Here is a 24,615-nt window from a genome sequence, read left to right as displayed (position 1 = left end):
GACACCCGCCGCTCAGGCGCCGCTCAGCACCAACTCCGGCGTGCGCTCCGAACCGGCGCGCAGGACGCCGGCGGTGGTCGCGGCGGTCACGCACATCGCGGTCAGCAGAAGGAACGCGTGGTTCAGAGCCATCACGTGCGTCATCCAGCCGATCACGGCGGGGCCGGCCAGCATGCCGACGTAGCCGAGTCCCGCGACGCGCGAGACGTTGGTGCCGGCGGCTGCGGGGTCGGCGTGACCGGCCGCGCTGAAGAGTTGCGGGACACAGCCGGACAGTCCCAGGCCGAACAGTGCCCAGCCGGCGAACGCGGCCCAGATCCACGGCGCCAGCGCCACGATCGTGATGCCGACGGCCGCAATGGCCGCGCCGTACCGCAGGATCGCCATCGCCCCGAAGCGGGCCGAGATGCGGTCGGCGAGCAGTCGGCCGAGCGTCATCGCCGCGGCGAACGTGCCGTACGCGAAGGCCGCGGTGCTGGCCGGCGCTCCCAGGACGTCCTTCATGTGCAGCGCACTCCAGTCGTTCGCCGCGCCTTCGCACAGCATGATCATCAGCGCCAGGGCGGCGAGGAGCCAGATGCGCTTTCCGGCGCCGCGACGCGTAGTAAAGGGCGAGGGAAGCGGCGGGCGCTCGTCCTCAGCAGCCAGAGCCAGTCCCGAAGCAGTGATGGGCCGCGGCTCGGCGGGAAGCAGAGCACGCGTCGTGAGAACGGCAACCACGACGCCCACCGCGCCCATCATCGCGAGCGCCGCCGCCGGGCTCATGCCGACGCCCGAAGTGCCGGCGGCGATGATCGCGGCGAGCACTCCCCCGACCGAGAACGCGGCGTGGAACGCCGACATGACCGGCCGGCCGTAGGCCTTCTCCACGTGAACCGCGTGGGCGTTCATGCTCACGTCCAGGCAGCCGTTGAAGAACCCGAACACCAGCAACGCCGCGGCCAGCGTCCAAGGCTCACGGGCCAGCCCCGGCAGTACCAGGGTCGCGCCGCACAGTGCGCCGGCCGTGGGCACCACGACGCGGGGCCCGAAGCGGTCGGCCAGCCGCCCCGACACCTGCATGCCGGCGAACGCGCCGAGGCCGAGCAGCACCAGCAGGCCGCCGAGGGTCGCGTGGCTGATGCCGACCTGGTGCTCGATGGCGGGGATGTGCACCACCCAGGTACCCATCAGCGTCCCGCAGAGGATGAAGTACGTGAAGGTCGCTATTCGGGCGGACCGGAGTGATCGTTCCATGCGGACCACCATAACGAACAGAATCTGTGTTTGGAAGGCCAGCAAACGAACAGTTTGCATGTTCGTTGTGCGTGGTGTTCAATCGCCGGTATGAGCACCGCAGACCGTCACCGGCGGATCGCCGAGGCCGTGAAAGAGTCGGGCAGCGCCACGGTCCCGGAGCTCGCCGAGCTCGCCGGCGCCTCGGAGATGACCATCCGGCGCGACCTCGACGTGCTGGCCGCGCAGGGCGTGCTGGAACGCGTCCGCGGCGGGGCCCGCACGCTGCTGCTGCGCGGGGAGGAGCCGCCTTTCGCGCTGCGTGCCCACGACGCCGTCGAGGCCAAGCGCCGCATCGCGGCCGAGGTCTCGTCGCTCATCGCCGACGGCGAGACCGTGGTGCTGGACAGCGGCACCACCTGCCTGGAGGTCGCGCGCCTGCTGCACCAGCGGCCGGTCACCGTGATGCCGGTGTCGCTGCAGGCGATCCGCGTGCTCAGCGAGACGCCGGGGCGGGCCGCGCTGCTGGTGCCCGGCGGGCGGCCCCGGACCTCGGAGGGGGACCTGACCGGTCCGCTGACGCTCGCGTCGCTGGCCGCGCTGCGCTTCGACACCGCCGTCCTCGGCTGCTGCGGGCTCAGCGCCGCCGAGGGGCTGACCGCCTACGACCTCGACGACGCGGCGGTGAAGAAGGCGGGCATCGCCTCGTCCCGCCGCACGATCCTGGCCACCGACGGGAGCAAGTTCGGGCGGACCGCGCACGCCTACGTGGGGCCGTCGACGATCCTGCACACCGTCGTCACCGACGCCGGCGCGCCCGGCGACGAGGTGGCCGCGCTCGAAGCGGCCGGGACCGTCGTCAAGGCCGTCTGACGCGCCGGAGCACCCGGGAAAGGCTGCGAGCGGCCCGGATGGCGGCGCGCCGTGCCCATCATGTGGACACGGTGGCATGATTATTCAGCCAGTCGTATATAGTTGCACTCGTGTCCAAGGTACTCACATCCCTGCCAGCAGGTCAGCGCGTCGGCATCGCCTTCTCCGGCGGGCTCGACACCTCGGTCGCGGTCGCGTGGATGCGCGAGAAGGGCGCCGTGCCGTGCGCCTACACCGCCGATCTCGGCCAGTACGACGAGCCGGACCTCCCCGGCGTGCCGGACCGCGCCAAGGCCTACGGCGCCGAGCTGGCGCGGCTGGTCGACTGCCGTGCCGCGCTGGTCGAGGAGGGGCTCGCGGCCCTGGCCTGCGGCGCCTTTCACATCCGGTCCGGGGGCCGGGCCTACTTCAACACCACGCCGCTGGGGCGGGCGGTGGCCGGCACGCTGCTGGTGCGCGCGATGCTCGAGGACGACGTCCAGATCTGGGGCGACGGCTCGACCTTCAAGGGCAACGACATCGAGCGGTTCTACCGCTACGGGCTGCTGGCGAACCCGGCGCTGCGGATCTACAAGCCGTGGCTGGACGCCGACTTCGTCAGCGAGCTCGGCGGGCGCTCGGAGATGTCGCAGTGGCTGACCGAGCGCGACCTGCCCTATCGCGCCAGCGCCGAGAAGGCGTACTCCACGGACGCGAACATCTGGGGCGCCACGCACGAGGCGAAGTCGCTGGAGCACCTCGACACCGGCCTGGAGATCGTCGAGCCGATCATGGGTGTCCGGTTCTGGGACCCGGCTGTCGAGATCGCCGCGGAGGACGTCACCGTCGGCTTCGAGCAGGGCCGGCCGGTCACCATCAACGGCAAGTCCTTCGGCTCGGCGGTCGATCTGGTGCAGGAGGCCAACACCGTCGGCGGCCGGCACGGCCTGGGCATGTCGGACCAGATCGAGAACCGGGTGATCGAGGCCAAGAGCCGCGGCATCTACGAGGCCCCCGGCATGGCGCTGCTGTTCATCGCCTACGAGCGGCTGGTGAACGCGATCCACAACGAGGACACCGTCGCGGCGTACCACAACCAGGGCCGCCACCTGGGCCGGCTGCTGTACGAAGGCCGCTGGCTGGACCCGCAGGCGCTGATGGTCCGCGAGTCGTTGCAGCGCTGGGTCGGCCGCGCGATCACCGGCGAGGTGACGCTGCGGCTGCGCCGGGGCGAGGACTACTCGATCCTCGACACCACCGGCCCGGCCCTGAGCTACCACCCGGAGAAGTTGTCGATGGAACGCACCGAGGGCGCGGCCTTCGGTCCGGTCGACCGCATCGGGCAGCTGACCATGCGCAACCTCGACATCGCCGACTCGCGCACGAAGCTTGAGCAGTACGCGCACCTGGGCATGGTCGGCAGCGGCGCCGGGGTGGAGGGCGCGACGGCAGTGTCCGGCGGCCATCCCTTCTCCAGCGAGCTGATCGGCGCCATGACCGACGGCGGGGCGCAGAGCATCGCCGCGCGGCCGGCGACGGAGGCCCAGGCTGAGGGCGACGAGGAGTTGCTGGACCGCGCCGCGATCGAGGCCGGGAACGACTGACGGCTTGAGGCCGACCGCTTGAGGCCGACGGCCTGAGGCAACCGCGAACAGCCCTCGAACCGCGTCTCCACGCGTCGGGGGCTGTTTGCTGTGCGGACGGTGTTCTATGAGCTCGCGGCGTCGTCGGCGGCCAGCTTGTCGCTGAGCATGTGGACCACACTGAGCTTCGCGAGCAGCTCGGGGTCGACGCCGTAGCGGTCGGCGAGCGCCGCGGGATCCAGGTAGCTGACGCGCGTGGTCCCGTTGTCGTCCCAGATGAGGATCCGCAACGGCAGATCGAGCGCGGCCAGCGGCTGCGCGGCCATGACCGGAGTGCCCGCGGCCGGGTTGCCGAACAGGACCAGGATCGTGTCGCGCAGGTCCTGGCCCACCGTGCGGGCCGCGGCGGCCTGGTCGATGACCGCGAAGACGGTGGCGCCGGCGTGCTCCAGCAGCTCCAGCAGGCGGCGGCTGGTCTCGGTGACCGACGTGCTCGCGGTTTTGGTGACGACGTGCGGGTTCTCGGACATCGGGCAGCTCCAGGGACGCTCAGCCTTCGGGCCAGACGATGACGGCTTCGGCCGGCACGTCCACCTGGCATTCTGCACCGGTTTCCGGTTCCTGGCCGCTGGGGACCGTGACGGTCAGTTCGGTGCCGTCGTCGAGGAGCAGCACCAGTTCGGCGACCGGGCCCAGATGCGCGACGTCGTCGACCACGGCCCGGGTCCCACCGCTGGGGACCAGGCGCACGTCGTGGGGCTGGACGCACCACGCGACCGCGCTCGGCGGCGGCGCGTCCTCCCACGCCGGAGTTTCCAAGGCCGACTTGGGGAGCGCGATGCGCAACGGCCCGCTCTCCAACACTCCGTCGGCGTCGACATGCCCGTGCCCGATGTTGCGGACGCCGAGCAGGCGCGCCGCGTTCGGGCCCGCTGGATGGGTGAGAACAGCACGCGTGGGACCGTCCTGAAGCACCGCGCCGTCGGCGAACAACAACGTGTCCTGCGACAGCAGCGCCGCGTCGTCAGGGTCATGCGTTACCAAGACCGACGTCAGAGCGGTTTCCCGCAGAACCGTACGCAAGAGGCGGCGCAGTTCGTCGCGCACCGGGGCGTCCAGTCCGGCGAAAGGCTCGTCCAGCAGCAACAGTCGAGGTTCGCGCACCAACGCCCGGGCCAGGCCGACCCGGCGGGCCTGGCCACCGGAGAGCTGGTCGGGATACCGGTCGGCGAGGTCGGTCAGTCTCAGCCGGTCCAGCCAGAACGCCGCCAGGGCCGGATCGGCACCGACGCCGAACGTGACCTGCTCCCAGACGCGCAGATGCGGCAACAGCGTCGGGTGCTGCGGGAGGTAGCCGATGGCGCGGTGTTCGGCGGGCAGCGCCGCCAGATCCCGGCCGCCGAGGGTGATGTGCGCGTCATGCGTCGGCAGGACCCCGGCCAGCAGGCGCAGGGTCGCGGATTTGCCCGAGCCCGAGGCGCCGAGGATGGCCAGGTTGCGGCCCTCGCCGCGGTGCTCGACCGCCAGCCGGAAGGCGCCGAGGCGGGCCGTCATGCGGAAGTCGAGGACAGGGCCCTGCGACAGGGCCGGAGGCCGGGGCTCGGGGAGCCGGACCGGGCGGCGGCGGTGCGCGCGGCGGGCCGGACCGCGGTCGGCGATCAGCAGGACCACGAGCGCCGCGCCCAGCGTCACCAGCACCGGAACCGTCGTCGCGGCCAGGCCGGTGCTGCTGAACTGCACGTACGTGAACACCGGCAGGGTGTAGGGGTGGTAGGCCAGCACGATCGTGGCCCCGAACTCGCCGAAGGCCCGCAGCCAGGCCAGGAGCATCCCCGCCCGGATCCCGCGCGCCGCGATCGGCAGTGCCACGCGCAGGGTCCGCGACAGCGCGCCGTGGCCCAGCGTCGCGGCGACGTCCAGCTGCGCCGGGTCCACGGCGGCGAAGGCCGAGCGCGCCGAGACCACCAGGAACGGCGCGGCCACGAAGCACTGCGCCAGCACGACGCCGGTGGCGCTGTCGGTGAGCCCGCCGTGGAAGAACTGGCCGATCGTGGTGTACGGCCCGACCAGGTAGATCAGCAGGATGCCGCTCATCAGCGGCGGCAGCGCCAGCGGCAGCTGGACCGCGACGCCCAGCGCGCCGGCGGTGCGGCTGCCGGAGCGGGCCAGCAGGTACCCCAGCGGGACGCCGAGCAGGGTGACCACCGCGGTGCTGATGGTCGCCGTGACCATCGACGTCCGCAGCGCGTCGCCGACGCCGGGCGCCGCGGTAGCCGAGACGCCCTGGCCCGGGGCCCGGACCAGGAACGCGACCAGCGGGACGAGCAGGTAGGCGACCAGCAGTGCGGCCAGCCACGGAAGCGGGGTGCGCAGCATCCGCGCGCCTGAGCCCCCGACGGTCGGCCGCACTGTGTCGGTACTCAGATTCAGCCGGCGTTGAGCAGGGACTGCAGCGGCGCCGGCACCGACCCGGCGGTGCCAGTGACCTTGATCGGCTGCAGCTGCAGGCCGTGCTTGGTCATCAGGGCCTTGCCCGCGTCACCGAGCAGGAACTGCACGAAGGCGACGCCGGCGTCCGCGTCCGGGGCCTTGTTCAGGACACTGACGGTGTAGGTGGCCTGCAGGTGGATGTCGCCGAGCTGGACGGTCGGGATGTTCAGCTCGGTGGCCTCGCTGGAGTAGAAGAAGCCGGCGTCCAGCTGCCCGGACTGCAGGCGGCCGACCAGCTGCTCCTCGGGGAACACCTGCACCGCCGAGGCGGGGATGTTGTCCTTGGTCAGCGCCTGCGCGGCCAGCTTGCCCTTGGGGTCCAGCTTGGGGTCGGTCGAGCCCATCTTGAAGCCGGACTCGGTGATGACCTGGTTCCAGGGCTTGGACTTGATGTCGGCGGCGAACTTGCTGTTCGGGTTGTAGGCGATGACCAGCGGCGCGGTGGCGAAGGTCGCGTACCAGGTCTCCCAGCCGCCGTTGGCGTCGCCGATGAGGCCGGTGTTGGCGTCGGTGGAGGCGCTGATGAAGACGTCGGCCTGCTTCACCTTGCCCTTGATCTCGCTGACCAGCTGGGTGGAGCCGGCGGCGTTGCCCTGGAAGTCGCCGCCGGTGGCCTTGTCGTAGGCCGGGCCGAGGTCGTGCTCCATCAGGTTCGCCAGCGAGGCGGCGTAGGCGACCTTGACCGGGCCGGTCGCGCCGGGCGCCGAGGACGAGGCGGAGGTGGAGGACGACGAAGCAGACGTCGAGCTCGATCCCCCGGCAGCCTTCGGCGAGCTCTTGGAGCTGCTGCACCCGGCCAGCAACAGGCCGGTGGCGATGACTACGGCGACTGACTTCTTCACGAACGCCCCCCTGGGGTCTGCACGGTCATGTCCGGTTCCACATCGGCCGCGCTGTCGGAGGCGGCCTGGTCCGTCTTCGGCTTGCCGGTGCCGCTCGCGGTGCCTGAGCTGGTCGCGCTGCTCGCGTGCGGCGCCCGGGCCGCACCGCGTTCCACGACCACCGTCGTGGACTTGATCACCGCGACCGCCGTGGCGCCGACCCGCAGGTCCAGCTCGTCCACGGCCTCCCGGCTCATCAGCGACACCACCCGGAACGGCCCGGCCTGGATGTCCACCTGCGCCATCACCGCGTCCTTGGTCACCGCGGTGATGATGCCGCGCAGCCGGTTGCGGGCCGAGGACACCTCCGAGCGCTCGTCGGCGGCGGAGGCCAGCGACGAGGCGAAGGCGGCGAGCTCGGGCCCCGGGATCACCCGGTGTCCGTTCTCGTCGCGCTGTGCGCTCAGCCGGCCGGCGTCGGCCCAGCGCCGCACGGTGTCGGCACTGACGCCGAGCAGTTCGGCGGCCTCACCCATCCGGTAGACGTCCACGCGGTGAGCTTACAGCGCAGACGCCAGGGGGAAAGGCCGGAAGACCTTGCATATTCATAACGGAAGGCACACATCATCTCGCAGGTGCTGTGACAACCCTTGCTTCTGCCGGGACCCGGCCTACTGTGGATCGTGGGCCGTGTCCGCCGGACGGAGGCGGTCCGCGCGAGGGAGGATCCCATGCTCGGTGAGCAGACCGGCACGGTCCGTACGGCCGCCGGCGGGTTCGTTCGGCTCGGCGGGGAGGTGCGGTCGCCCCGCGTCCTGAGCGTGTCCGACCTGTGGTCGCTGCGGCGGCACGAGTGCGAGGTGGAGTTCACCTGCCGCAAGAGCGGGCCGCGGCGGCACCGGTTCTCCGGGCCGCTGCTGCTGGACGTTGCGCGGCTCGCGGAGCCGGCCTTCGTGCCCGGGGAGCGCAAGGACCGGTTGCGGTTCCTGATCTCGATCCGGGCGCACGACGGGCACCGGGTCGTGCTGTCGTGGGCTGAGATCGACCCGGAGTTCGCGAACATCCCGGTGCTGCTCGGGCTGACGCGCGACGGCGACGCGCTGGACGCGGAGGGGCCGCAGTTGGTCGTGCCCGGGGACGTGTGCGGGGCGCGGCACGTCAGCAGGGTCGCCGACGTGCGGATCCGCAGCGATTCAGGGGACTGACCGCGTGGTCCCTCAGCGCAGGTAGGCGGGCTCCGGCGCCGGCAACGGTTCAGGGTTGGCCAGCACCCACCACACCGCCAGCTCACTGAGCCGCTGGATGTGCTCCTCGGGGCTGTCGCGGCGGCAGTTCAGGGCCAGCGTGGTCGCCTCGCTCAGCTGCGCGTCCGGCAACGGCACGCCGGAGGCGAACAACCTCGGCAGGGTGCGGGCCATCGACCGGAAGTCGCCGTCCCAGTTGATGCCGCCGTTGTCGAGGACTTCGTGCGCGAGGCGGCCGGTGATGCGGATGGCCTCGCCCTGGGCCGTGGCGGCCGGACCCCGGCCGGGGACCAGGTGGTCCCAGAGTTCCTGGTGCCGGTCGTCCCAGGCGGTGGCGGTCACGGTGATCGGGGAGACGCCGTCGTGGCTGCGGCGCTGTCCGACCGGGGTGACGCCGAACAGTTCGTACAGGCGAGTCAGGCCCGCGTCGGCCTCGTCGACGTGGTCGGGGTTGAAGCCCGCTCGGTAGAACTCGAAGCGTTTGCCGATCGCCTCTACGCGCTCGCGCATCATGGGAGTGATCGGGGTGCCGGCGTCGAGGAGGATCCGGGCGACTTCGGCCATCTTCGACAGCTGGATGTTGGAGCAGTACTGAAGACCCGAGGCGAGCGCCGTCAATCGGCCTTGGAGGAAAAGGGGATCCGCGCCGCGATCCAGGAGCAGGCTCACCGTGGAGGGCTGGACGCCTTCGGCGGCCGAGTGGAGCGCGGGCCGCAGGGGGTTCGCGATGTCGGCGCCGGCGTCGAGCAGGGCGGTGACGATCACGTCGTGGCCGACGCGCGCGTGCCGCCACAGCGGGGTGTGGTCGGAGCGGTCGACGGCCTCGACGTCGGCGCCCTGCTCGACCAGCCAGGCCACCAGTTCCGGCGGGACGCCGTACATGCCGAGCGCGGTCGGGCCGTACATGCCGTCGTGGGCGTCGAGGTCGGTGGTGTCGAAGACCGCCTTCATCGCGTCCAGGTCGCCGGAGCGGAGGGTGGTGTCGAAGTCCTTCGGCAGCCGCTTCTTCTTCCTCGCCATGCGGGCAAGCATAGGGATGCCTTGGCATATCGAGATTCTGGTGCGGGGGTTCAGGAATCGGCCCGGCAACCGGTTCAGTAATCGGCTCAGCGTTGGGCTCAGCGGTTGGGCCGTCGCCCGGAAACTGTCCTGACCGGCGGCTACGCTCTCGCCATGGGCGTGTTTCATGACTACTTCCGCGCGCCGGACCCGGCCACGGCGATCGCGTGGGCGGTGGGGCCGGGCGGGGATTGGCGGGAGCCCGCCGAGGTGGGGCTCGACGACCACGGGGCCGACTGGTTCGAGGCCAAGGGGCTCGACGTGAACGTGGTGGTCGGGCAGCTGGTCGCGTTCGCCGAGGGGGTGCCGTTCAAGATCCGGAGCGGCGCGGTGCCGCGGCTGGTGTGGCCGGACCAGGAGGCGTGGCCCTACGGGGAGGAACGGGCCGGCGAGGTGTCGCCGTGGGAATCCGGATTGCTGTTACAGGTGATGCCGGAGGTCTGGGTCACGACGCTGGCCGCGGTGACCGACGACCATGTGCCGATGCTCGCCGCGCAGTGGATGGAGATCACCGAGGTCACGTTCGACGACTTCGTCGAGGCACGGAGTTCCGTCGAGCAGTTCCGGGCGCTGGCTCGGCGGGCTGAGGCACACGGGCACAGTGTGTTCTCGCGGACGATCATCTGAGGCGACAGCCGACTGAACTCGACCAGAGCACTGCCCTACTCCCGCGCCTCCAACCAGGCGACGACCGAGCTGACGAAGCCGTCGACGCTCGCCAACGGCTCGTTGCTGAACACCGCGTGGAGATGTTCGACGCCGACGACGTCGTTCCAGGCCCGGGCGCGTCGGTAGGTCTGCTCGTCGGCGGCCGCGCGGAGCACGTCCCAGCCGTGCCAGGACCCGACCAGCGCCGCGTCGATCGCCGGGTCGGACCGGATCGCCAGGTCCCAGTCGAGGACCCCGGTCAGGCTGCCGTCCGCGCCGAAGTGGACGTTTCCGCCGCCGAGATCGCCGTGGACGAGCCCGGCCGGAACCTCGTCGAGCGCCAGCAGCGTGTCCAGGCTGTGCCGGACTCCGTCGCGCCACCTCGCGGGCAGAAGCGGAATGATCTCGGCGCTGAGAATGTCGGCCCACCCCAGACCGTCGGCGTACCGGCGCGGCGTGCGGAGAACGGCCGCGAGGTCTGGCGAGAGCTCGACATCGCGCAGTGCTTCCAACAGCATCCCGAACGCTGCCGGATCCCCGACGCCCTCCGGCAAGGGTTCACCATCGATCCAAGAGATCGCGACCGCCGCATGCTCCCCGAACATGGTCACCGAGCTCAGCGGCTCCGGTACGGCGAAAGGCAGGCCGGCCGCCGCGACCGCCCGAAGGATCCCGACCCGGCGGGGCATCTCGGCGGCGGTGTCGGGGCGCTTGCTGACGCGCACCGCCGCGACGCCGGGGAACAGCACGACGTGGTGCAGATTCCCGTGCTCGGCAAGGCGTGCGGAGCCGAGGGGAGCGCCGGGAACGAGCGCCTCGGCGATCTCCAGCAGGTCGGCGGGGACTGATTGATCCACTCCGCCATCCTGCCAAACCGTCCGGGCGCCGCCGGACCCGGCGGCGCGCCTCCCGCGTTTTCCGTAGCGATCGATACAGAACGTGGTACGGTTCTTCTGTAGCGACCGCTACAAATACTTGTGAGGGGGCTTCCATGCCTGTCGTCAGCACGCCCTTCGCCGTCGAGCCGGTCCTGGCCCGCACCGTCGGGGGCACCGGCCCCGGCCTGCTGCTGGCACACGGCGCAGGCGGGAGCGTCGCCCTGAACTACGGCCCGGTCCTGGACGGCCTGGGCGCCGGGCACACCGTGGTCGGGATCGACTATCCGGGGACCGGCCGCACGCCGCGCGCCGCCGGACCGCTGAGCGTGGACTTCCTGGCCGACCAGCTGGTCGCCGCCGCCGACGCCGAAGGGCTGGAGCGCTTCGCGCTGGCCGGGTTCTCGCTCGGCGGGCCGGTGGCGATCCGGGCCGCGGCCCGGCACCCCGAGCGCGTCAGCGCCCTGATCCTGACCGCGACCTTCGCCTACCGGGACGCGCGGCTGGACCTCGCGGCGAAGCTGTGGAACGACCTCTACCAGGCCGGCGACGCCGTCCGGCTCTCGGAGTTCCTGACGCTCGTCGCGTTCGGCGCCGAGACGCTGGAGGCCACCCCCGAAAGCCACCTGCGGCTGGCGATCGACGGCCTGGCCGAGCTCATCCCGGCCGGCACGCCGGAGCACGTGGACCTGGTGCGAAGCGTCGACGTGCGCGGCGACCTGGCCTCGATCACCGCGCCGACGCTCGTCATCTCCACCACCGCGGACCCGCTGGTCTCCCCGCACCTGCACGAGGAGCTGGCGAGGAAGATCCCCGGCGCGCGCCTGGCCCGGATCGCCACCGGGCACCTGCCGTTCGCCGAGCGGCCGGCGGAGTGGCTGGCGCTGATGACCGGGCTCCTCGCCGAGCACGCGGCCTGAGAAGGGCCCCGGGATGCTCTGCCTGTCAGTACTCGCGGCTCAGTGGTGGAACACCGAGCGTTCGACATCCGGCAGCGGCTGGGTCAGCTTGTCGAGGTAGGCGACCGCCTCCTCGATGTCGGCGAGCAGGTTCGTGGCCAGATCCATGCTCATCCCGTTCCGGATCACCACGCGCTGCACCACCGTGTCGGCCAGGTTGTCCGGCATCGGGTACGCCGGCACCAGCCACCCCTTCATCCGCAGCCGGTCAGAGACGTCGTACAGCGTCCAGTTGGGCCCGTGGCCGGGCTTCTGGCGCCAGGCGAACACGGGGATGTCGGAGGCGTCGTTCCAGAGCTCGAAGGCGTCCATCGCGCCGATCCGGTCGGCGAGGTACTTCGCGACGTCCTGGGAGGCCTTCTGCACCTCGTGGTACCCGAGCCGGCCCAGCCGCAGGAACTGGAAGTACTGCACCAGCACCTGCGCGGCCGGGCGCGAGAAGTTCAGGCCGAACGTCGGCATCTCGCCGCCCAGGTAGCTCACCTTGAACACCAGGCTCTCCGGCAGCAGGTCCCGGTCCCGCCACAGGACCCAGCCCAGGCCCGGGTTGACGAGCCCGTACTTGTGGCCCGAGGTGTTGATCGAGGCCACGCGCGGGACCCGGAAGTCCCACTCCAGGTGCGGCTGCAGGAACGGGGCGACCATGGCCCCGGAGGCGCCGTCGACGTGGATCGGGATGTCCAGGCCGGTCTCGCGCTGGATCTCGTCCAGGGCGTGGCTGACCTTCAGCACGGGTTCGTACATGCCCGTGTAGGTGACGCCGAGGATGCTGACCACGCCGATGGTGTTCTCGTCGACATAGGACTTCAGGTCCGTGCCGTCGAGCGTCTTGTGCTCCTCGGTGATCGGGACGTAGCGCGCCTCGACGTCCCAGTAGTTGCAGAACTTCTCCCACACCACCTGCACCGCCGAGCTCATCACCAGGTTCGGCCGGTCGGCGGGCTTGCCGGCCGCGCGCCGCGCCTCCTGCCAGCGCCGCTTGAACGCCAGGCCGCCGAGCATGCAGGCCTCGGAGGAGCCGATGGTCGAGGTGCCGATGGCGCGCGCCGGGTCCGGGGCGTGCCACAGGTCGGCCAGGATCCGCCAGCACCGCTCCTCGATCGCGGCGGTGCTCGGGTACTCGTCCTTGTCGATCATGTTCTTGTCGAAGGCTTCGAGGTACAGCCGGCGTGCCTGGTCGTCCATCCAGGTGCCGACGAACGTCGCCAGGTTCAGCCGGGCGTTGCCGTCGAGCATGGCCTCGTCGTGCACCACCTGGTAGGCGGTCTCGGGCAGCATCGGCAGGTCGGCCAGCCGGGTCCGGGGCCGGCTGCGCAACTCCCCCGGCCGGGCGAACAGCGGGTTGACGTCCACGTCCCCGCTCAGATCGCGTTCGCTGTGGCTGTGCGACATCCGTGCGCCTCCTTGAGAACAGACTCCCGAACAACGCTCTCCCGCGCTGCCGGATATGGCAAACCATGAGGCCCCGGCGGCGGGCACGGCAGGACCCCGGGCCACAGGTGGCCCGGGGTCCTTGGGAGCGTGGAGAACGTCAGCGGTTGACGCAGACGTTGCCGGCGCTGCCGACCAGCGCCGCCAGGATGCCGACGCTGTCGCCGCACACGTTGATCGGGATGTTGACCGGGATCTGGATCACGTTGCCGGACAGCAGACCGGGCGAGCCGAACGCGCTGCCGATCGCGCCCGCGCCGGAGGCGGAGGCGGTGCCGGCAGTGCCCAGGACCGCGAACGCGGCGCAGGCCACGGCCACGAGGGTTTTGCGGATGCTCATTGAAGCTCCCTGACGTTGGAGGTGCGAACCACCGCAAGCTCTACACTTTCCAGCCATCGGTCGTAAACCGGACTACATCTTCCGGGCGAAAGCCTCCCCCGCCTGGAAGACCGTGCCCTGACTCACTGTCTCCGCAGGTCAGAGCTTTGTGAAAGGAACCTCGAAAAGTCACCCATACGGACGGATCTCAATGGGAGGCCGCCACCGGCTCCGGGACGGCCGTTTCGGTGCTGGTGCGGGCCGGTTCCTCCGGCTGCGGCTCCGGCTGCGACTCCGGCTGCGACTGCGACTGCGACTGCGACTGCGACTGCGACTCGGGCTGAGACTGCGACCGCGACTCGGCCGGCCGCATCACGAACACCACTACCGACAGGGCCGCGAAGATCACGGCTGCGACGAGTCCGGTCACGTGCAGGCTGGCGGTGAACGCCGCGCGGGCCGTGTCGAGCGTCGCAGACGCCTGCGTCGCGCCCTGACGGCTGCTCGCGGCGAGCGCGGCGGCCAGAGAGTCGGAGGTCCCGTGGGCGTGGGCCCGGTAGACGACGGCCGCGGCCGCGCCGAGCAGCCCGAGCCCGAGGGAGCCGCCGAAGTAGTTGCCGGTCTCGGACATGGAGGCCGCGCTGCCGGCGCGCTCCGGCGAGACGCTGCCGATGACCAGTCCGGTGCCGAGCGCGAACAACGGACCGGCGCCGAAGGCCAGCACCGCGATGGCGATCATCAGGATCGGCAGGGTGCCCGCCCCGTGGACCACGGTCAGCAGCAGCCCGCCGACGGCCGACAGCGCCAGGCCGCCGGCGATCGCGGTCGGCTGCTTCATCCGGCGGGTCAGAGTCGGCGCGGTCATGGTGCCGACCGCGACGCCCAGGCCCATCGGGGCGAACAGGATCGCCGCGGCCATCGGCCCGTGCCCGAGCACGCCCTGCAGGTACTGCGTGACCAGCAGCCCGACCCCGGCCATCGCCAGACCCGCGAAGACCAGCGCGATCAGGACCGCAGTGAACGGACGGCTGCGGAACAGCCGCAGGTCCAGCAGCGGCGCGGGCAGGCGGAGTTGCCGGCGGACGAAGACCACGCCCAGGCCCGCCCCGATCGCCAGCGTCGCCACCGGGACGGCCACGGCGTGCGCCACGGTCAGCTGCTTGATCCCGTAGACCATCAGCAGCACCGCGGCCAGCGACAGCCCGACACTCGCCGGGTCCAGCCGGCCGGCCCGCGAGCCGCGGAACTCCGGCAGCACGAACCGGCCGGCCACCGCCAGCAGCACCATCGCGGGCACCGCCGCCAGGAACACCGAACCCCACCAGAAGTGCTGGAGCAGGAACCCGGCCAGCACCGGGCCGACCGCGCCGCCGGTGAACTGGCAGGTGGCCCAGATCGCGATGGCGCGGCCGCGGGAGCGGTCGTCGTGGAACATGTTCGTGATCAGCGCCAGTGTGGACGGCGCCAGGGTGGCCCCGGCGATCCCGAGCAGCGCCCGCACGACGATCAGCATCAGCGGGTTCACCGAGAACGCCGCCACCACCGAGAGCACCGCGAAGGCCGAGGCGCCGGTCAGCAGCAGCCGGCGGCGTCCGATGCGGTCGCCGAGCGTGCCCATCGTGATGACCATGCCGGCGACCATCAGGCCGTAGCTGTCGCTGATCCACAGCTGCTGCACCGCACTGGCGCCGAGGTCGGCGCTCAGGTGCGGCAGCGCGAGGATCAGCGCGGTCATGTCCATCGCGACGAGCAGTGTCGGCAGCATGAGGAGTGTCAGTCCCAGCCAGGCCCGGTTCGTACGCATCTCCGTGTCTCCTCTTCTCGACTTCCCGATGTCTTCACCGGGCTGTCGGAGCGGCCCGCCGGTTCTTGACGTCGGTTCGGAGGAGGATGTCAAGGACGCGGCGGCGGCTCCGACAACCGGGTGGAAGGGCGCCACCGGGCGACCGTGACACAAGGAGTGATGAGATGAAGTTCCTGATCAGTCTGCACATCAACCCCGCCGTGCTGGACGCGCTGACCGACGAGGAGAAGGCCGGGCTCGGCGAGGGCCACGGCCGGTTCATCCAGTCCCTGAAGGACTCCGGGGAGCTGATCCTGACCCAGGCGCTGGTCGACCCGTCGCAGGCGGCCGTGGTGCGGGTCCGCAACAGTCAGCCGGTGGTCACCGACGGCCCGTTCCTGGAGGCCAAGGAGTACCTGGGCGGCTTCTACCTGGTCGACGTCGAGGACAAGGCGCGGGCCGTCGAGCTGGCCTCGCAGATCCCGGACGCCTCGATCGACGGGCTCGGGGTGGAGGTGCGCCAGGTCATGTTCTCCGATGGACAATTGGAGGCATGACAGCACCGGCGATCGAGGACTTGCTCCGCGAGCTGACCCCGCAGGTCCTCGGCGCCCTGGTCCGCCGGTACGGCCGGTTCGAGGGCTGCGAGGACGCGGTGCAGGAGGCCGTCCTGGCCGCCGCGGTCCAGTGGCCGGCCCAGGGCCTGCCGGACAACCCGCGCGGCTGGCTGACCACGGTCGCCTCCCGCCGGCTCATCGACCAGGTGCGCAGCGACTCGGCACGGCGCGAACGGGAAGAGCAGGTCTGGGCTTCCGAGGTGGTCCCGGACGAGGTCCCGGACACCGACGACACCCTGGTCCTGCTCTTCCTGTGCTGCCACCCGACGCTGACCGCGGCCTCGCAGACCGCGCTGACGCTGCGCGCCGTCGGCGGCCTGACGACGGCCGAGATCGCCCGCGCGTTCCTCGTCCCGGAGGCCACGCTGGCGGCCCGGATCAGCCGGGCCAAGCAGCGCGTCAGGGCGGCCGGGAGCCGGTTCGAGCTCCCGGCGGGGCCGGAGCGCGAGGAGCGGCTGCAGGTCGTGCTCCACGTGCTCTACCTGATCTTCAACGAGGGCTACACCGCGTCGTCCGGCACCGACCTGGACCGTGTCGACCTGGCGACCGAAGCGATCCGGCTGACCCGGATGGTGCACGCGCAGCTGCCCGACGACGGCGAGGTGACCGGGCTGCTGGCGCTGATGCTGCTGACGCACTCCCGGCGCGAGGCGCGCACGACGGCGGGCGGCGACCTGGTGCCGCTGGCCGAGCAGGACCGGACCAGGTGGGACGCCGAGCTGATCGCCGAGGGGCTGGAGTTGGCGAAGAGCTCGCTGGGCGGCACGGAGTTGGGGACGTACCAGTTGCAGGCGGCGATAGCCGCCACGCACGCTGTCGCGACCGACCCCGCGGACACCGACTGGCGGCAGATCCACGCGCTGTACCTGGTTCTGGAACGGATCGCGCCGAACCCGATGGTGACGTTGAACCGCGCGGTCGCGCTCGCCGAGATCGAGGGGCCGGAGGCCGGGCTCGCGGTGCTGGCGACGCTGGACGCCGACGAGCGGATGGCCAGGCACCACCGGTTGCTGTCGGTGCGGGCGCATCTGTTGGAGATGGCCGGGGACACGGACGGCGCGTATGAGAACTTCCGGAGCGCGGCGAAGGCGACGGCGAGTATCGCTGAGCAGCGGTATTTGGGGGCGCGGGCTCGGAAGCTGCGGGGGTAGGTTCTGGGTCTGGGTCTGGGTTCCCATTGGCGGCTCTCACTCCAGATAGACCGTTTCGATCCATTCCGGCGGGCGGCAGTCGATGAAGGTGCCGTCGCTCCCGAAGCGGGTGAGGGAGCGGTGGGAGGCGAAGATGCCGGCGACGACGCGACAGCCCGATTGCTCCTCCGGCCAGGGGGTGCCGCCGTCGGTGAGGACGACGGTCACGTCGGGACGGGGCTGGCGGGTCATCGCGGCCCGGATGCCCTCGCGCAGATCGGTGCCGCCTCCGCCGACCAGGGTGAGTTCCTCGGCCCGGCAGACGTTCTGGGCGGTCTGGACGGCCGCGTCGCAGGTATAGACGGCGACGTTGCGGCCGGTGACGCCGAGCGCGCGGGTGATGGCGGCGACCTCGGTCAGGGCACTGCCGAGGTCCATGTCGGAGACCGAGCCGGAGGTGTCGATGACCACGGCCACCTGCGGCAGCGGACGGTGCAGGCCGGGCAGGACCAGGCGGCCGCCGAGGCTCGCGGTGCGGCGGTTGGGACGGCGGTAGGTGTAGTCGCCGGCGCCGCCCGCCGCACCGAGCGAGGTGCGGAAGGCGGCGCCCAGGAGGGTGCGCCAGTCCTGCGGGGCCTTGCCGTAGTGCTCGGCCCAGCGCTGCCAGCCGCTCGGGGCGGTGCCGCGGCCGGCGGCGATGGCGTCGCGGACGCTGATGCGGATGGCGGCGGCTTCGTGCGGGCCGAGGGGGTGGGCGCCGGCGGCGTCGTCCTCCCAGGGGACCGGGCCGTCGTGGGCGCCCGAGCCGCAGTCGGTCCAGTGGTCGGCGACCATGGTGGGGGTGACGTGGTGGAGGTACTGCTCGAAGAGGTCGCAGTTGGCGATGCGGAGTCGGGACGGGGTCAGGGCGCCTTCGGGGAGGCGTGGGGTGGTGTCGTTGGCGTCGTCGGCGTCGTCGGTCTTGCTGCGTCTGTGGAGTGTGCGGGGCTTGTCGGGACCCCGCAGGCTCTCGAAAAGGTCGTCGTTGATCTCCAGATCCATGGCGATGTTGAGGCGGACCTGCTCGCGGCGGGGGTTGTCAGGGTCGAGCGGAGCCGAACCGGGACGGCCGGCGGCCTCGTGGCGGGCGCTGGCCTCGGTGAGGCGGCGGGCGCGGGTGTGGTGGTCGCGGACGAGGTGGGAGACCTCGTGGAGCCAGACGCCGGCGAGTTCGCGGACGGGGTGGGCGCGGACGAAGGCGGGGTTGACGTAGCAGCGCCAGTGGCGGTCGACGCCCATCGTGGGGACGGCGTAGGTGGGGACGACGGCTATGGCGTGGAGGGCCACGGCCAGGTAGGGGCAGGTGGTGACGGCCAGGTGGCGGGCGGCCAGGAGTTTGGGGGTGTCGAGGTCGGCGGCGGCTTGGGCTCGGTCTCGCCTTTCGGCTCTGTCAGCTTCATGATGCGCTGCTTGTGATGCGGCAGCCTTCGCCGGCTGCCCCTCCCACGGCGCGGGCAGGCCCGCCGGGCGGGCGGTGAGTCGGCTGGGGCCAGCCATCACCGCCGGCGTCGGGATCTTCAGGGTGCTCACTGTGGTTGTCGCGCTCATTCGCTCCACGCCAGGAGGGCTTCGAGGGCGGTGAGGCCGTCCAGCTGTGCCGGGAGGTCCCAGGCCGGTTCACGCAGAGTCGCGAGCTGCATGGCCGGTGCGGCGAGGAGGTCGACGGGGACGGTCGCGGCGAGACGGGCGATGAGGGTCCAGGCGGATTCCCAGCGTTCGCGCGTGGTGGTGCGGGCGACGGCGTCGACGACGGCGGCGAGGGTCGCGTGGACCAGGTCGCCGCGTTCGGGGAGGTCGGCGTGGTCGGGATCGGCGAGGACGGTTTCGGGGTCGGGGAGGTCTTGGCGTTCGAGGAAGGCGAGGAATTCGAGGCCTGCGCCGTCGCCTACGGCTCCGCGGACGGCGAGGGCCACGGCTTCGGTGGTGGTGTGGTCTGCTGCTTCTGTGTTTGCGCCCGCTCCGGTTCCGGCACCGGCCGCGTAGCCAAAGGCAAGCAGGCGCATAGCCATCTCCCAGGTACGCGGCGACGGCCAGGCCCCGGCACGTGCCGCAGCGGTGGCGGGCATGCGGTGGGTGTAGTCGGGGCGCACGGTGAGGAAGGCACAGATGGCGGCGCGCGCTCTGGCAACGGAGCGTTCCAGCTTGGCCGGGTCGAGCTGCGGGAGGGGGACGTGCGGCCAGACCCCGCCGAGGCCGCGGACGACGACGTCGGGATCGTGAACCCACGCCAGGTGCACGAAGCGGTTGGCCAACGGCGGCGCCAACTGCCACCCGTCGGCAGCACTCCCCGCGGGATTCGCAGCGGCGACGATGCGCACCGAGGCGGGCAGCCGGAGACTCCCAACCTGCCGCTCCAACACGACGCGCAACAACGCGGCCTGCACCGCCGGCGGAGCGGACGAGATCTCGTCGAGAAAGAGCAACCCGCTGCCGGCCCGATGCAACCGCACGGCCCAGTCCGGCGGCGCCATCGCCACCCCCTGCGAAGCCGGATCAGCGCCGATGATGGGCAACCCCGCGAAGTCGGAGGGGTCATGAACACTGGCGATGACGGTCTCCAGCGGCAACGCGAGCCCCCGCGCGAGCTGCACGAGCGTGGACGACTTGCCGATACCCGGCTGCCCCCAGAGCAGGACAGGCAGGTTGGCGGCGACGGCCAGCGCGAGCGCCTGCACAGCCGGATCGGCACGCGACTCGCTGCCCGCCGCGCGGGTAAGGGCGATGAGGCGGTCCGCAGCCTGGAGTTGGGACGCGGCGGTGGCGGGCTGCGGCACGGCAGGAACGGTAGGTCGTTCGGCGGCCTGCGCGGCAACTTGCTCAGGCGAGCGGGCAATTCCGGCAGGCGGCACCGAGTCGGTGGCGCGGGGCAACGGTGCCGGCAGCAGCTCGGCAGCCTGCGCGGCAACTCGCTCAGGCGCACGGGCAGTTCCGGCGGGCGGCACCGAGTCGGTGGCGCGGGGCAACTGTGCAGGCCGCATCCGGGCAGCCTGCGCGGCATCGGCGGCGGGCATCTCGGGCGCGGGCACGTGCGGAGTCGCAGTGAGCGGCGGCTCGGCAGCGCGTGGGTGGGCAGAATGCGCGGCGGTAGAAGGCAACTGTGCGGTCAGCAGCTCGGCAGCCTGCGCGGCATCGGCGGCGGGCATCTCGGGCGCGTCGGCGGAAGGATCGGCGGTAGTGCGAGGCTTCGGCGCGGCGGGTGCGGTGGCGTCGCTTGCCGGATCACCAGCGGCATCGGCGAGGTCTATCTCAGAAGTCTGTATCTCAGTCGTCAGTGTCATGGTCACCTGTGAGCTCGGGCCGGAACCCCCTTTCGGGCACGCCGGCGCTGGTCGGGGGCTTCGGGGCGGCGGGTTGCCGCGGCCAGGATCATGCGGTGGCGCGTGGTGTTCTCGGCGAGGGTCGCGAGGGCGGCGGCGGCTGTTTCGCCGGTGCGGAGGGTGATGCGGCTTGGGTCTGTGCGGGCGCCGGTGTGGGTGTGGATGAGGGTGCGGGCGTCGGTGGCGCGGCCGTGGGCCAGGAGGGATTCGGTGAGGTCGACGATGTGCCGGCCCGAGATCAGGTAGTTCAGGGCCTGCTGGCATGGGTTCGTGGGGCCGCCGAGGCGGGCCAGGAGGGCTTCGCGGGCGGGGTTCGCTGAGTGGTCGAGGATGTGCCAGGCGCCGTGGGCGTAGGCGATGCGGTGGTGGTGCGGGCCGCAGGTGATCCACAGGGCCGGGCTCGCGTCGGGGGTTTGGCAGGGGCCTGCGATGAAGGGGACTTCGCGGTAGAGCCATTCTTCGGCGGGGATCGGTTGCTGCGGGTCGGCGAGGAGCGCTTCGGCGATCAGCGGGTGCAGCTCGTGGTCGGCGAGGTGGCCGAGCCGGAGGAGATCGGCGTCCAGGAGCCGCGACCACACCGCGTTCGGGACGACCGGCACGCCGAGCGCCAGCTCCGAGCGGTCCCCCGCCACGCGCACCGTCACCGCGTCGCCCGAGTCCAGGCCGGAGAGCACCAGCGCGCCGACGCCCGACCGCACGACCGCCGCGTCCACGCCGGGCAGCGCCCCGCGCACGCGGTCGGCCAGTCCGGGGATCCGGATCGGGAGCGCGGCGAGCCAGCGCGTGCGGCTGGCCGTGGCCGGGAGGCAGAGTGAGAAGCCGGCGGCGTGCCACGCCTCCGCGCATCGGCCCGCGTCCTGCAGCCGAGTGAGCTCGTGCTCGTCGGCCGTGGCGTCACAAAGGTCTGCGATATCCGGCGCAGCGTCCGCGCTCCAGAACATGCGATGCCGCACCAGGCTCAGCCGCGCCGGATGCTTCAGCCGCACGGCCTCCAGCACCGCACGCGTCGCCTCGTCCTCGCGACCGCCGAGCAGCACCAGCACGATCCGCTGACCGGCATCGAGCGCGAACTGAGGCGTCGCGGCCGCCAACGTCAGCTGCCGGCGCCCGTCCGTGACCTCCGCCAACGGCACGAGCAGCCCGGCCAGCAGATCGCCCGGACCGTGCCCACGCCTCGGCAAATGCCAGCGCAACAGGTCCGGCGCCAGGGCCGTCAAGACGCTCAGCAACTGGTCGGCGATCTCAGAACCGTAGTGCCGACGGACCGAATCAAGCCTCAGACACACGTCGACATCGGCCGCAGCACAAGCGCCCCGCCAATCGCCGACCGCACGCCGCGCCGCGACCGCCGCGATCATCGTCGGCGGAACGCCGTACCGACGCGCCGCAACGGCCGCACGCGCACGCGTCTCGGAGAGCGTCGCCGACGAGGCAGGCGAAACGGCACCACCGAAAGCAGCAGCCGAGCCAGGAGAAGAAACCACATCCGGCGCACCATGGGCACCGGAACCAAAAGGGCCGTCGAACGCTCCACCGGAGCGCGAGCCCACACGATCAACACGATCAGCCGTCCGCACCGGCTCCGTTCCCGTCATCGGGCAACGAAGGGGTCGGCGGCCTCCAATCTGTGCATCAGCATTCTTCGCAGGTGGTCATCGGGGACGACGGACACCCGGAATGATGCACCCGCCCGCCGCGACTGCGCAACCGCGATCGCACCGCACCGCACCGACCACGTACCGCACCGACCACGTACCGGGTCCGAACCCCGAAACAAACCGGCCGCCCCGCCCCGAAGGGCGAGGCGGCCGGTCCGCTCATGACAGCGCGGACTCCGTCACCGATTCAGGTGCTCAGAAGCCGAAGCCGAACGAGCGCAGGAACCAGGCGTTCGGCGAGCCGACACCGGTCGCCTCGTCGTAGCCGCGCGCGGCCGGCAGGCCCTCGTCCAGGCCGTACTGGATCAGCCGGTACTGGCCGGCGGCCGGGCTGCTGGCCGGGTACTGGAACACCACCGAGTGCGTCGGCGAGGTCGCGATCTGCTTCGGGGTCTGGACCACATCGGTGGCCAGCCACGAGCGGGCGTAGATCGCCGGGTTGGCGAAGCCGACCGGCACGCCCCACTGCGCCTGCTGCGCGTCGGCCAGGAAGCCCGCCCAGGAGGGCGCGGAGACCGAGGTGCCGCCGTAGCCGGCCTCACCGTAGACGCCGTTGGTGGTCTGGCCGACCAGGGTGCTGCTGAAGTACAGGTCGCCGTTCAGCGAGATGTCCGGGATGGTGCGCATCGGCTGGGTGGCCTTGGCGCCGCTCATCAGCGTGGTGGACAGCTTGTTCGGGACCGTCCAGCTCTGGTACCAGGGCTGCGTCTCGTTCTCGCTGACGCCGCCGCCACCGCCGAAGGTGTCGCCCGCCGGGGTCCACGAGGCCGAGCCCGGAGCGGTGCGCCCGCTGCGGGTGTCGCCCATCGGGGCCTCGAAGCCGTAGCCGCCCTGCTTGTTCAGCGCCAGGGCGGTGCCGCCGACCGAGGTGACCCACGAGGAGCCGGTCGGCCACTCGATCTGCGCGCGCGACGAGGTCGGGTCGCAGTTCAGGCCCTTGGAGATGGAGTAGGCGTCGTTGTTCATGCAGTCGCCGGAGGAGAAGTCGAAGGCGATGCCCTCGGCCGCGCCCTCCATGAAGATCTGGTCGAACGCCTTGGTCACCGCCGGGTCGATGTCGCCGCCGGTGGTGTACTGCAGCTCGCCCCAGCTGTTCGACACGATGTCGGCCAGGTGGTTGTCGACGATCTTCGCCTCGGCCGCGATCAGGTCGCTGTCGAAGCAGGAGTTCGCGGCGACCGTGATGACCTTGGCGTCCGGCGCGAGGCCGTGGGCCATGTCGACGTCCAGCGACTCCTCTCCGTAGTCGCCGAAGCCGCACAGGGCCTGGTTCGTGTACTGCGACGGGTCGTTCACCTCGGAGTACTGCCCGGGCGCGAACGGCTTGTCGCCGTGGTTGACCGAGTACTGGTTGGCGTCGGCCTCCATCGTCGGCGAGCCGTACCAGTTGACGATCGCGATCGTGGCGCCCTTGCCGGTCAGGCCGGTGCTGGAGACGCCGTAGGCCTTACGGAGCTCGGAGGGGACCACCGAGCACTGCGCCAGCGTGGCCGGCGTGGTGTAGCCGGACGGGACGGCCGGGGCCGAGGACGGCGCCGGCTTCTGGCCGTAGTAGTCCGAGCAGGACGGGTCGTTGTTGGAGATCCCGCCCTTCTTGGTGGTGGTCGCCGGGTCCTTCGTGCTGTTGGTGACCGCGTGCGTGGTGGTCTGCGACAGACCGGCCACGCCCAGGATCACGCCGGCCAGGTCCGAGGGGACCTTCACGTCGCTCTGCGGCGCGCGCAGCGTGCCCTGCGAGGTGGCGAAGTTGTGCAGCTGCGTGCCGAACGCCTTCTGCGCGGCGGCGACGGTGCCGGTGACGTCGATCCAGTGGGTGTTCGTCCCGGCGACGTTCAGGCCCGACTTCTTCAGCCACGCGGTGACCGCGTCGATCTGCTTCTGCGAGGCGCCGAAACGGCTCTGCACCTGAGCGGCGCTCAGGTAGTGCTTGTAGGTGGAGCTGGACGGGTCGCTGACGGCGCGGGCATAGGCCTCCAGCCCTGCCGCGTCCTGACCCGAGAGGTACACCCGCACGCTCAGCGTCGCGGCGGTACCGGTCTGGCCGAGGTCGGCCGAGGCGGTCGCGTAGGCCGGGGTGCTGCCTGCGAGCGTCGACGAGCCGGAGTCGGCGTTCGACGGCGCGGCCAGCGCCACGCCGGCGGTCACGAACGCCGCGACGGCCGTCATGGTCGTGGCCGTGGCTATTCGTCGGCGGTGCCGTGGTACGGCATTGGTCATAGTGCGTGTTCCCTTCCCGAAAAGAGGGATGTATGTTCCCAATGCCCGAAAAGCGCATCGCGGCAGTGGGATACGAGCCCGCGTCGGTCATTTCTATAGACGGCCGATAGGAAAACACAAGGGTAAGAAGCACATGAGTTTGATCGGCAGGCGGCGAGTTGATCACAGTTTTACGAATTCGTCACCACGCTTCGTCGGGCGCCTAGCCCGGGAACCCGGCCAAAAGGTCGCGAAACGATGAAATCCTTAACAAGGGCACGAAGTCGACGCACCCGGACGGCCGCCGACGACGCGGCGGTGTTTTCTCGGTTGTCCGCCGGGGCCGGATGAGCGAGGATCCGCCAATGTCTGGAAGTGT

At 71.3% G+C, this 24,615-nt stretch carries 20 protein-coding genes and 1 pseudogene; 7 read left to right on the top strand and 14 right to left on the bottom strand.

All coding sequences use genetic code 11. The features are described 5' to 3' along the window. Positions 1 to 12: 12 nt before the first annotated feature. Positions 13 to 1,236, bottom strand: a complete 1,224-nt coding sequence (locus ABH920_RS12620) for an MFS transporter (protein ID WP_370349112.1) — start codon at positions 1,234 to 1,236, stop codon at positions 13 to 15. Between the two features lie 90 nt (positions 1,237 to 1,326). Between ABH920_RS12620 and ABH920_RS12615 the strand changes: the two genes are divergently transcribed. Then, a complete protein-coding gene (locus tag ABH920_RS12615) occupies positions 1,327 to 2,088 on the top strand; it encodes a DeoR/GlpR family DNA-binding transcription regulator (protein WP_370349111.1) in 762 nt (253 codons plus the stop codon). Between the two features lie 110 nt (positions 2,089 to 2,198). Next, positions 2,199 to 3,671 (top strand): argininosuccinate synthase, encoded by a 1,473-nt coding sequence (argG, locus tag ABH920_RS12610; RefSeq protein ID WP_370349110.1) that lies wholly within the window; start codon positions 2,199 to 2,201, stop codon positions 3,669 to 3,671. A gap of 104 nt (positions 3,672 to 3,775) precedes the next feature. On the opposite strand, the gene ABH920_RS12605 is transcribed toward argG, so the two are convergent. The 4 genes and pseudogenes from ABH920_RS12605 to ABH920_RS12590 all read right to left on the bottom strand — a co-directional run. Then, positions 3,776 to 4,180 (bottom strand): DUF302 domain-containing protein, encoded by a 405-nt coding sequence (locus ABH920_RS12605; protein ID WP_370349109.1) that lies wholly within the window; start codon positions 4,178 to 4,180, stop codon positions 3,776 to 3,778. A gap of 19 nt (positions 4,181 to 4,199) precedes the next feature. Beyond that, on the bottom strand, positions 4,200 to 6,026 hold the full coding sequence (locus tag ABH920_RS12600) for an ATP-binding cassette domain-containing protein (RefSeq protein WP_370349108.1): 1,827 nt from the start codon (positions 6,024 to 6,026) through the stop codon (positions 4,200 to 4,202). 50 nt (positions 6,027 to 6,076) lie between these two features. Beyond that, positions 6,077 to 6,982 (bottom strand): substrate-binding domain-containing protein, encoded by a 906-nt coding sequence (locus tag ABH920_RS12595; RefSeq protein WP_370349107.1) that lies wholly within the window; start codon positions 6,980 to 6,982, stop codon positions 6,077 to 6,079. Between the two features lie 146 nt (positions 6,983 to 7,128). Beyond that, positions 7,129 to 7,497, bottom strand: a pseudogene (locus tag ABH920_RS12590) (molybdopterin-binding protein); the annotation flags it as partial. Positions 7,498 to 7,692: 195 nt separating this feature from the next. On the opposite strand from ABH920_RS12590, the gene ABH920_RS12585 reads away from it, so the two are divergent. After that, on the top strand, positions 7,693 to 8,166 hold the full coding sequence (locus ABH920_RS12585) for a hypothetical protein (RefSeq protein WP_370349106.1): 474 nt from the start codon (positions 7,693 to 7,695) through the stop codon (positions 8,164 to 8,166). 12 nt (positions 8,167 to 8,178) lie between these two features. On the opposite strand, the gene ABH920_RS12580 is transcribed toward ABH920_RS12585, so the two are convergent. Beyond that, positions 8,179 to 9,225, bottom strand: a complete 1,047-nt coding sequence (locus tag ABH920_RS12580) for an ankyrin repeat domain-containing protein (RefSeq protein ID WP_370349105.1) — start codon at positions 9,223 to 9,225, stop codon at positions 8,179 to 8,181. A 153-nt stretch (positions 9,226 to 9,378) separates the two neighbouring features. Here ABH920_RS12580 and ABH920_RS12575 point away from each other — a divergent pair, with 153 nt between their 5' ends. After that, positions 9,379 to 9,891 carry a hypothetical protein gene (locus tag ABH920_RS12575; protein ID WP_370349104.1) on the top strand — a complete coding sequence of 171 codons (513 nt, stop codon included), beginning with the start codon at positions 9,379 to 9,381 and terminating at the stop codon, positions 9,889 to 9,891. A gap of 35 nt (positions 9,892 to 9,926) precedes the next feature. Here the strand turns inward: ABH920_RS12575 and ABH920_RS12570 are convergent, their stop codons facing one another. Continuing rightward, a complete protein-coding gene (locus tag ABH920_RS12570) occupies positions 9,927 to 10,769 on the bottom strand; it encodes an aminoglycoside phosphotransferase family protein (protein WP_370349103.1) in 843 nt (280 codons plus the stop codon). A gap of 134 nt (positions 10,770 to 10,903) precedes the next feature. On the opposite strand from ABH920_RS12570, the gene ABH920_RS12565 reads away from it, so the two are divergent. Beyond that, on the top strand, positions 10,904 to 11,707 hold the full coding sequence (locus ABH920_RS12565) for an alpha/beta fold hydrolase (RefSeq protein WP_370349102.1): 804 nt from the start codon (positions 10,904 to 10,906) through the stop codon (positions 11,705 to 11,707). A gap of 39 nt (positions 11,708 to 11,746) precedes the next feature. Here ABH920_RS12565 and ABH920_RS12560 read toward each other — a convergent pair whose 3' ends face one another. The 3 genes from ABH920_RS12560 to ABH920_RS12550 form a co-directional block, all read right to left on the bottom strand. Then, positions 11,747 to 13,138, bottom strand: a complete 1,392-nt coding sequence (locus ABH920_RS12560; RefSeq protein WP_370349101.1) for a glutamate decarboxylase — start codon at positions 13,136 to 13,138, stop codon at positions 11,747 to 11,749. A 139-nt stretch (positions 13,139 to 13,277) separates the two neighbouring features. Continuing rightward, positions 13,278 to 13,517 (bottom strand): chaplin, encoded by a 240-nt coding sequence (locus ABH920_RS12555; protein WP_370349100.1) that lies wholly within the window; start codon positions 13,515 to 13,517, stop codon positions 13,278 to 13,280. Between the two features lie 187 nt (positions 13,518 to 13,704). Beyond that, entirely contained in the window at positions 13,705 to 15,300 is a 1,596-nt protein-coding gene (locus tag ABH920_RS12550) for an MFS transporter (RefSeq protein WP_370349099.1), read from the bottom strand. Between the two features lie 164 nt (positions 15,301 to 15,464). Between ABH920_RS12550 and ABH920_RS12545 the strand changes: the two genes are divergently transcribed. Continuing rightward, positions 15,465 to 15,836: a YciI family protein gene (locus ABH920_RS12545; RefSeq protein ID WP_370349098.1), complete on the top strand. Its 372-nt coding sequence runs from the start codon at positions 15,465 to 15,467 to the stop codon at positions 15,834 to 15,836. Continuing rightward, complete coding sequence (locus tag ABH920_RS12540) at positions 15,833 to 17,047, top strand: RNA polymerase sigma factor (protein WP_370349097.1); 1,215 nt, start codon at positions 15,833 to 15,835, stop codon at positions 17,045 to 17,047. The genes ABH920_RS12545 and ABH920_RS12540 overlap by 4 nt, the downstream gene beginning before the upstream one ends. Before the next feature lie 36 nt (positions 17,048 to 17,083). Here ABH920_RS12540 and ABH920_RS12535 read toward each other — a convergent pair whose 3' ends face one another. From ABH920_RS12535 to ABH920_RS12520, 4 genes are all read right to left on the bottom strand, one after another. Continuing rightward, complete coding sequence (locus ABH920_RS12535) at positions 17,084 to 18,613, bottom strand: VWA-like domain-containing protein (protein WP_370349096.1); 1,530 nt, start codon at positions 18,611 to 18,613, stop codon at positions 17,084 to 17,086. Then, positions 18,610 to 19,899 (bottom strand): sigma 54-interacting transcriptional regulator, encoded by a 1,290-nt coding sequence (locus ABH920_RS12530; protein WP_370349498.1) that lies wholly within the window; start codon positions 19,897 to 19,899, stop codon positions 18,610 to 18,612. The genes ABH920_RS12535 and ABH920_RS12530 overlap by 4 nt, the downstream gene beginning before the upstream one ends. Before the next feature lie 446 nt (positions 19,900 to 20,345). Next, positions 20,346 to 21,599 (bottom strand): hypothetical protein, encoded by a 1,254-nt coding sequence (locus tag ABH920_RS12525; protein ID WP_370349095.1) that lies wholly within the window; start codon positions 21,597 to 21,599, stop codon positions 20,346 to 20,348. 636 nt (positions 21,600 to 22,235) lie between these two features. Further along, positions 22,236 to 24,257, bottom strand: coding sequence for a protease pro-enzyme activation domain-containing protein (locus ABH920_RS12520; protein WP_370349094.1), 2,022 nt, complete (start codon positions 24,255 to 24,257; stop codon positions 22,236 to 22,238). Positions 24,258 to 24,615 lie beyond the last annotated feature (358 nt).

Origin of the sequence: Catenulispora sp. EB89 (assembly GCF_041261445.1) — a bacterium.
Classification (GTDB): domain Bacteria; phylum Actinomycetota; class Actinomycetes; order Streptomycetales; family Catenulisporaceae; genus Catenulispora.
Note: the sequence above shows the minus strand (reverse complement) of the source record. Positions and strands in the feature narration are given on the sequence as shown.

Coding starts and splice junctions, on each gene's coding strand:
- ABH920_RS12620 (WP_370349112.1), bottom strand. CDS start 1,236: ATGGAACGATCACTCCGGTCCGCCCGAATAGCGACCTTCACGTACTTC.
- ABH920_RS12615 (WP_370349111.1), top strand. CDS start 1,327: ATGAGCACCGCAGACCGTCACCGGCGGATCGCCGAGGCCGTGAAAGAG.
- ABH920_RS12605 (WP_370349109.1), bottom strand. CDS start 4,180: ATGTCCGAGAACCCGCACGTCGTCACCAAAACCGCGAGCACGTCGGTC.
- ABH920_RS12600 (WP_370349108.1), bottom strand. CDS start 6,026: ATGCTGCGCACCCCGCTTCCGTGGCTGGCCGCACTGCTGGTCGCCTAC.
- ABH920_RS12585 (WP_370349106.1), top strand. CDS start 7,693: ATGCTCGGTGAGCAGACCGGCACGGTCCGTACGGCCGCCGGCGGGTTC.
- ABH920_RS12580 (WP_370349105.1), bottom strand. CDS start 9,225: ATGGCGAGGAAGAAGAAGCGGCTGCCGAAGGACTTCGACACCACCCTC.
- ABH920_RS12575 (WP_370349104.1), top strand. CDS start 9,379: ATGGGCGTGTTTCATGACTACTTCCGCGCGCCGGACCCGGCCACGGCG.
- ABH920_RS12565 (WP_370349102.1), top strand. CDS start 10,904: ATGCCTGTCGTCAGCACGCCCTTCGCCGTCGAGCCGGTCCTGGCCCGC.
- ABH920_RS12560 (WP_370349101.1), bottom strand. CDS start 13,138: ATGTCGCACAGCCACAGCGAACGCGATCTGAGCGGGGACGTGGACGTC.
- ABH920_RS12555 (WP_370349100.1), bottom strand. CDS start 13,517: ATGAGCATCCGCAAAACCCTCGTGGCCGTGGCCTGCGCCGCGTTCGCG.
- ABH920_RS12550 (WP_370349099.1), bottom strand. CDS start 15,300: ATGCGTACGAACCGGGCCTGGCTGGGACTGACACTCCTCATGCTGCCG.
- ABH920_RS12545 (WP_370349098.1), top strand. CDS start 15,465: ATGAAGTTCCTGATCAGTCTGCACATCAACCCCGCCGTGCTGGACGCG.
- ABH920_RS12540 (WP_370349097.1), top strand. CDS start 15,833: ATGACAGCACCGGCGATCGAGGACTTGCTCCGCGAGCTGACCCCGCAG.
- ABH920_RS12535 (WP_370349096.1), bottom strand. CDS start 18,613: ATGAGCGCGACAACCACAGTGAGCACCCTGAAGATCCCGACGCCGGCG.
- ABH920_RS12520 (WP_370349094.1), bottom strand. CDS start 24,257: ATGACCAATGCCGTACCACGGCACCGCCGACGAATAGCCACGGCCACG.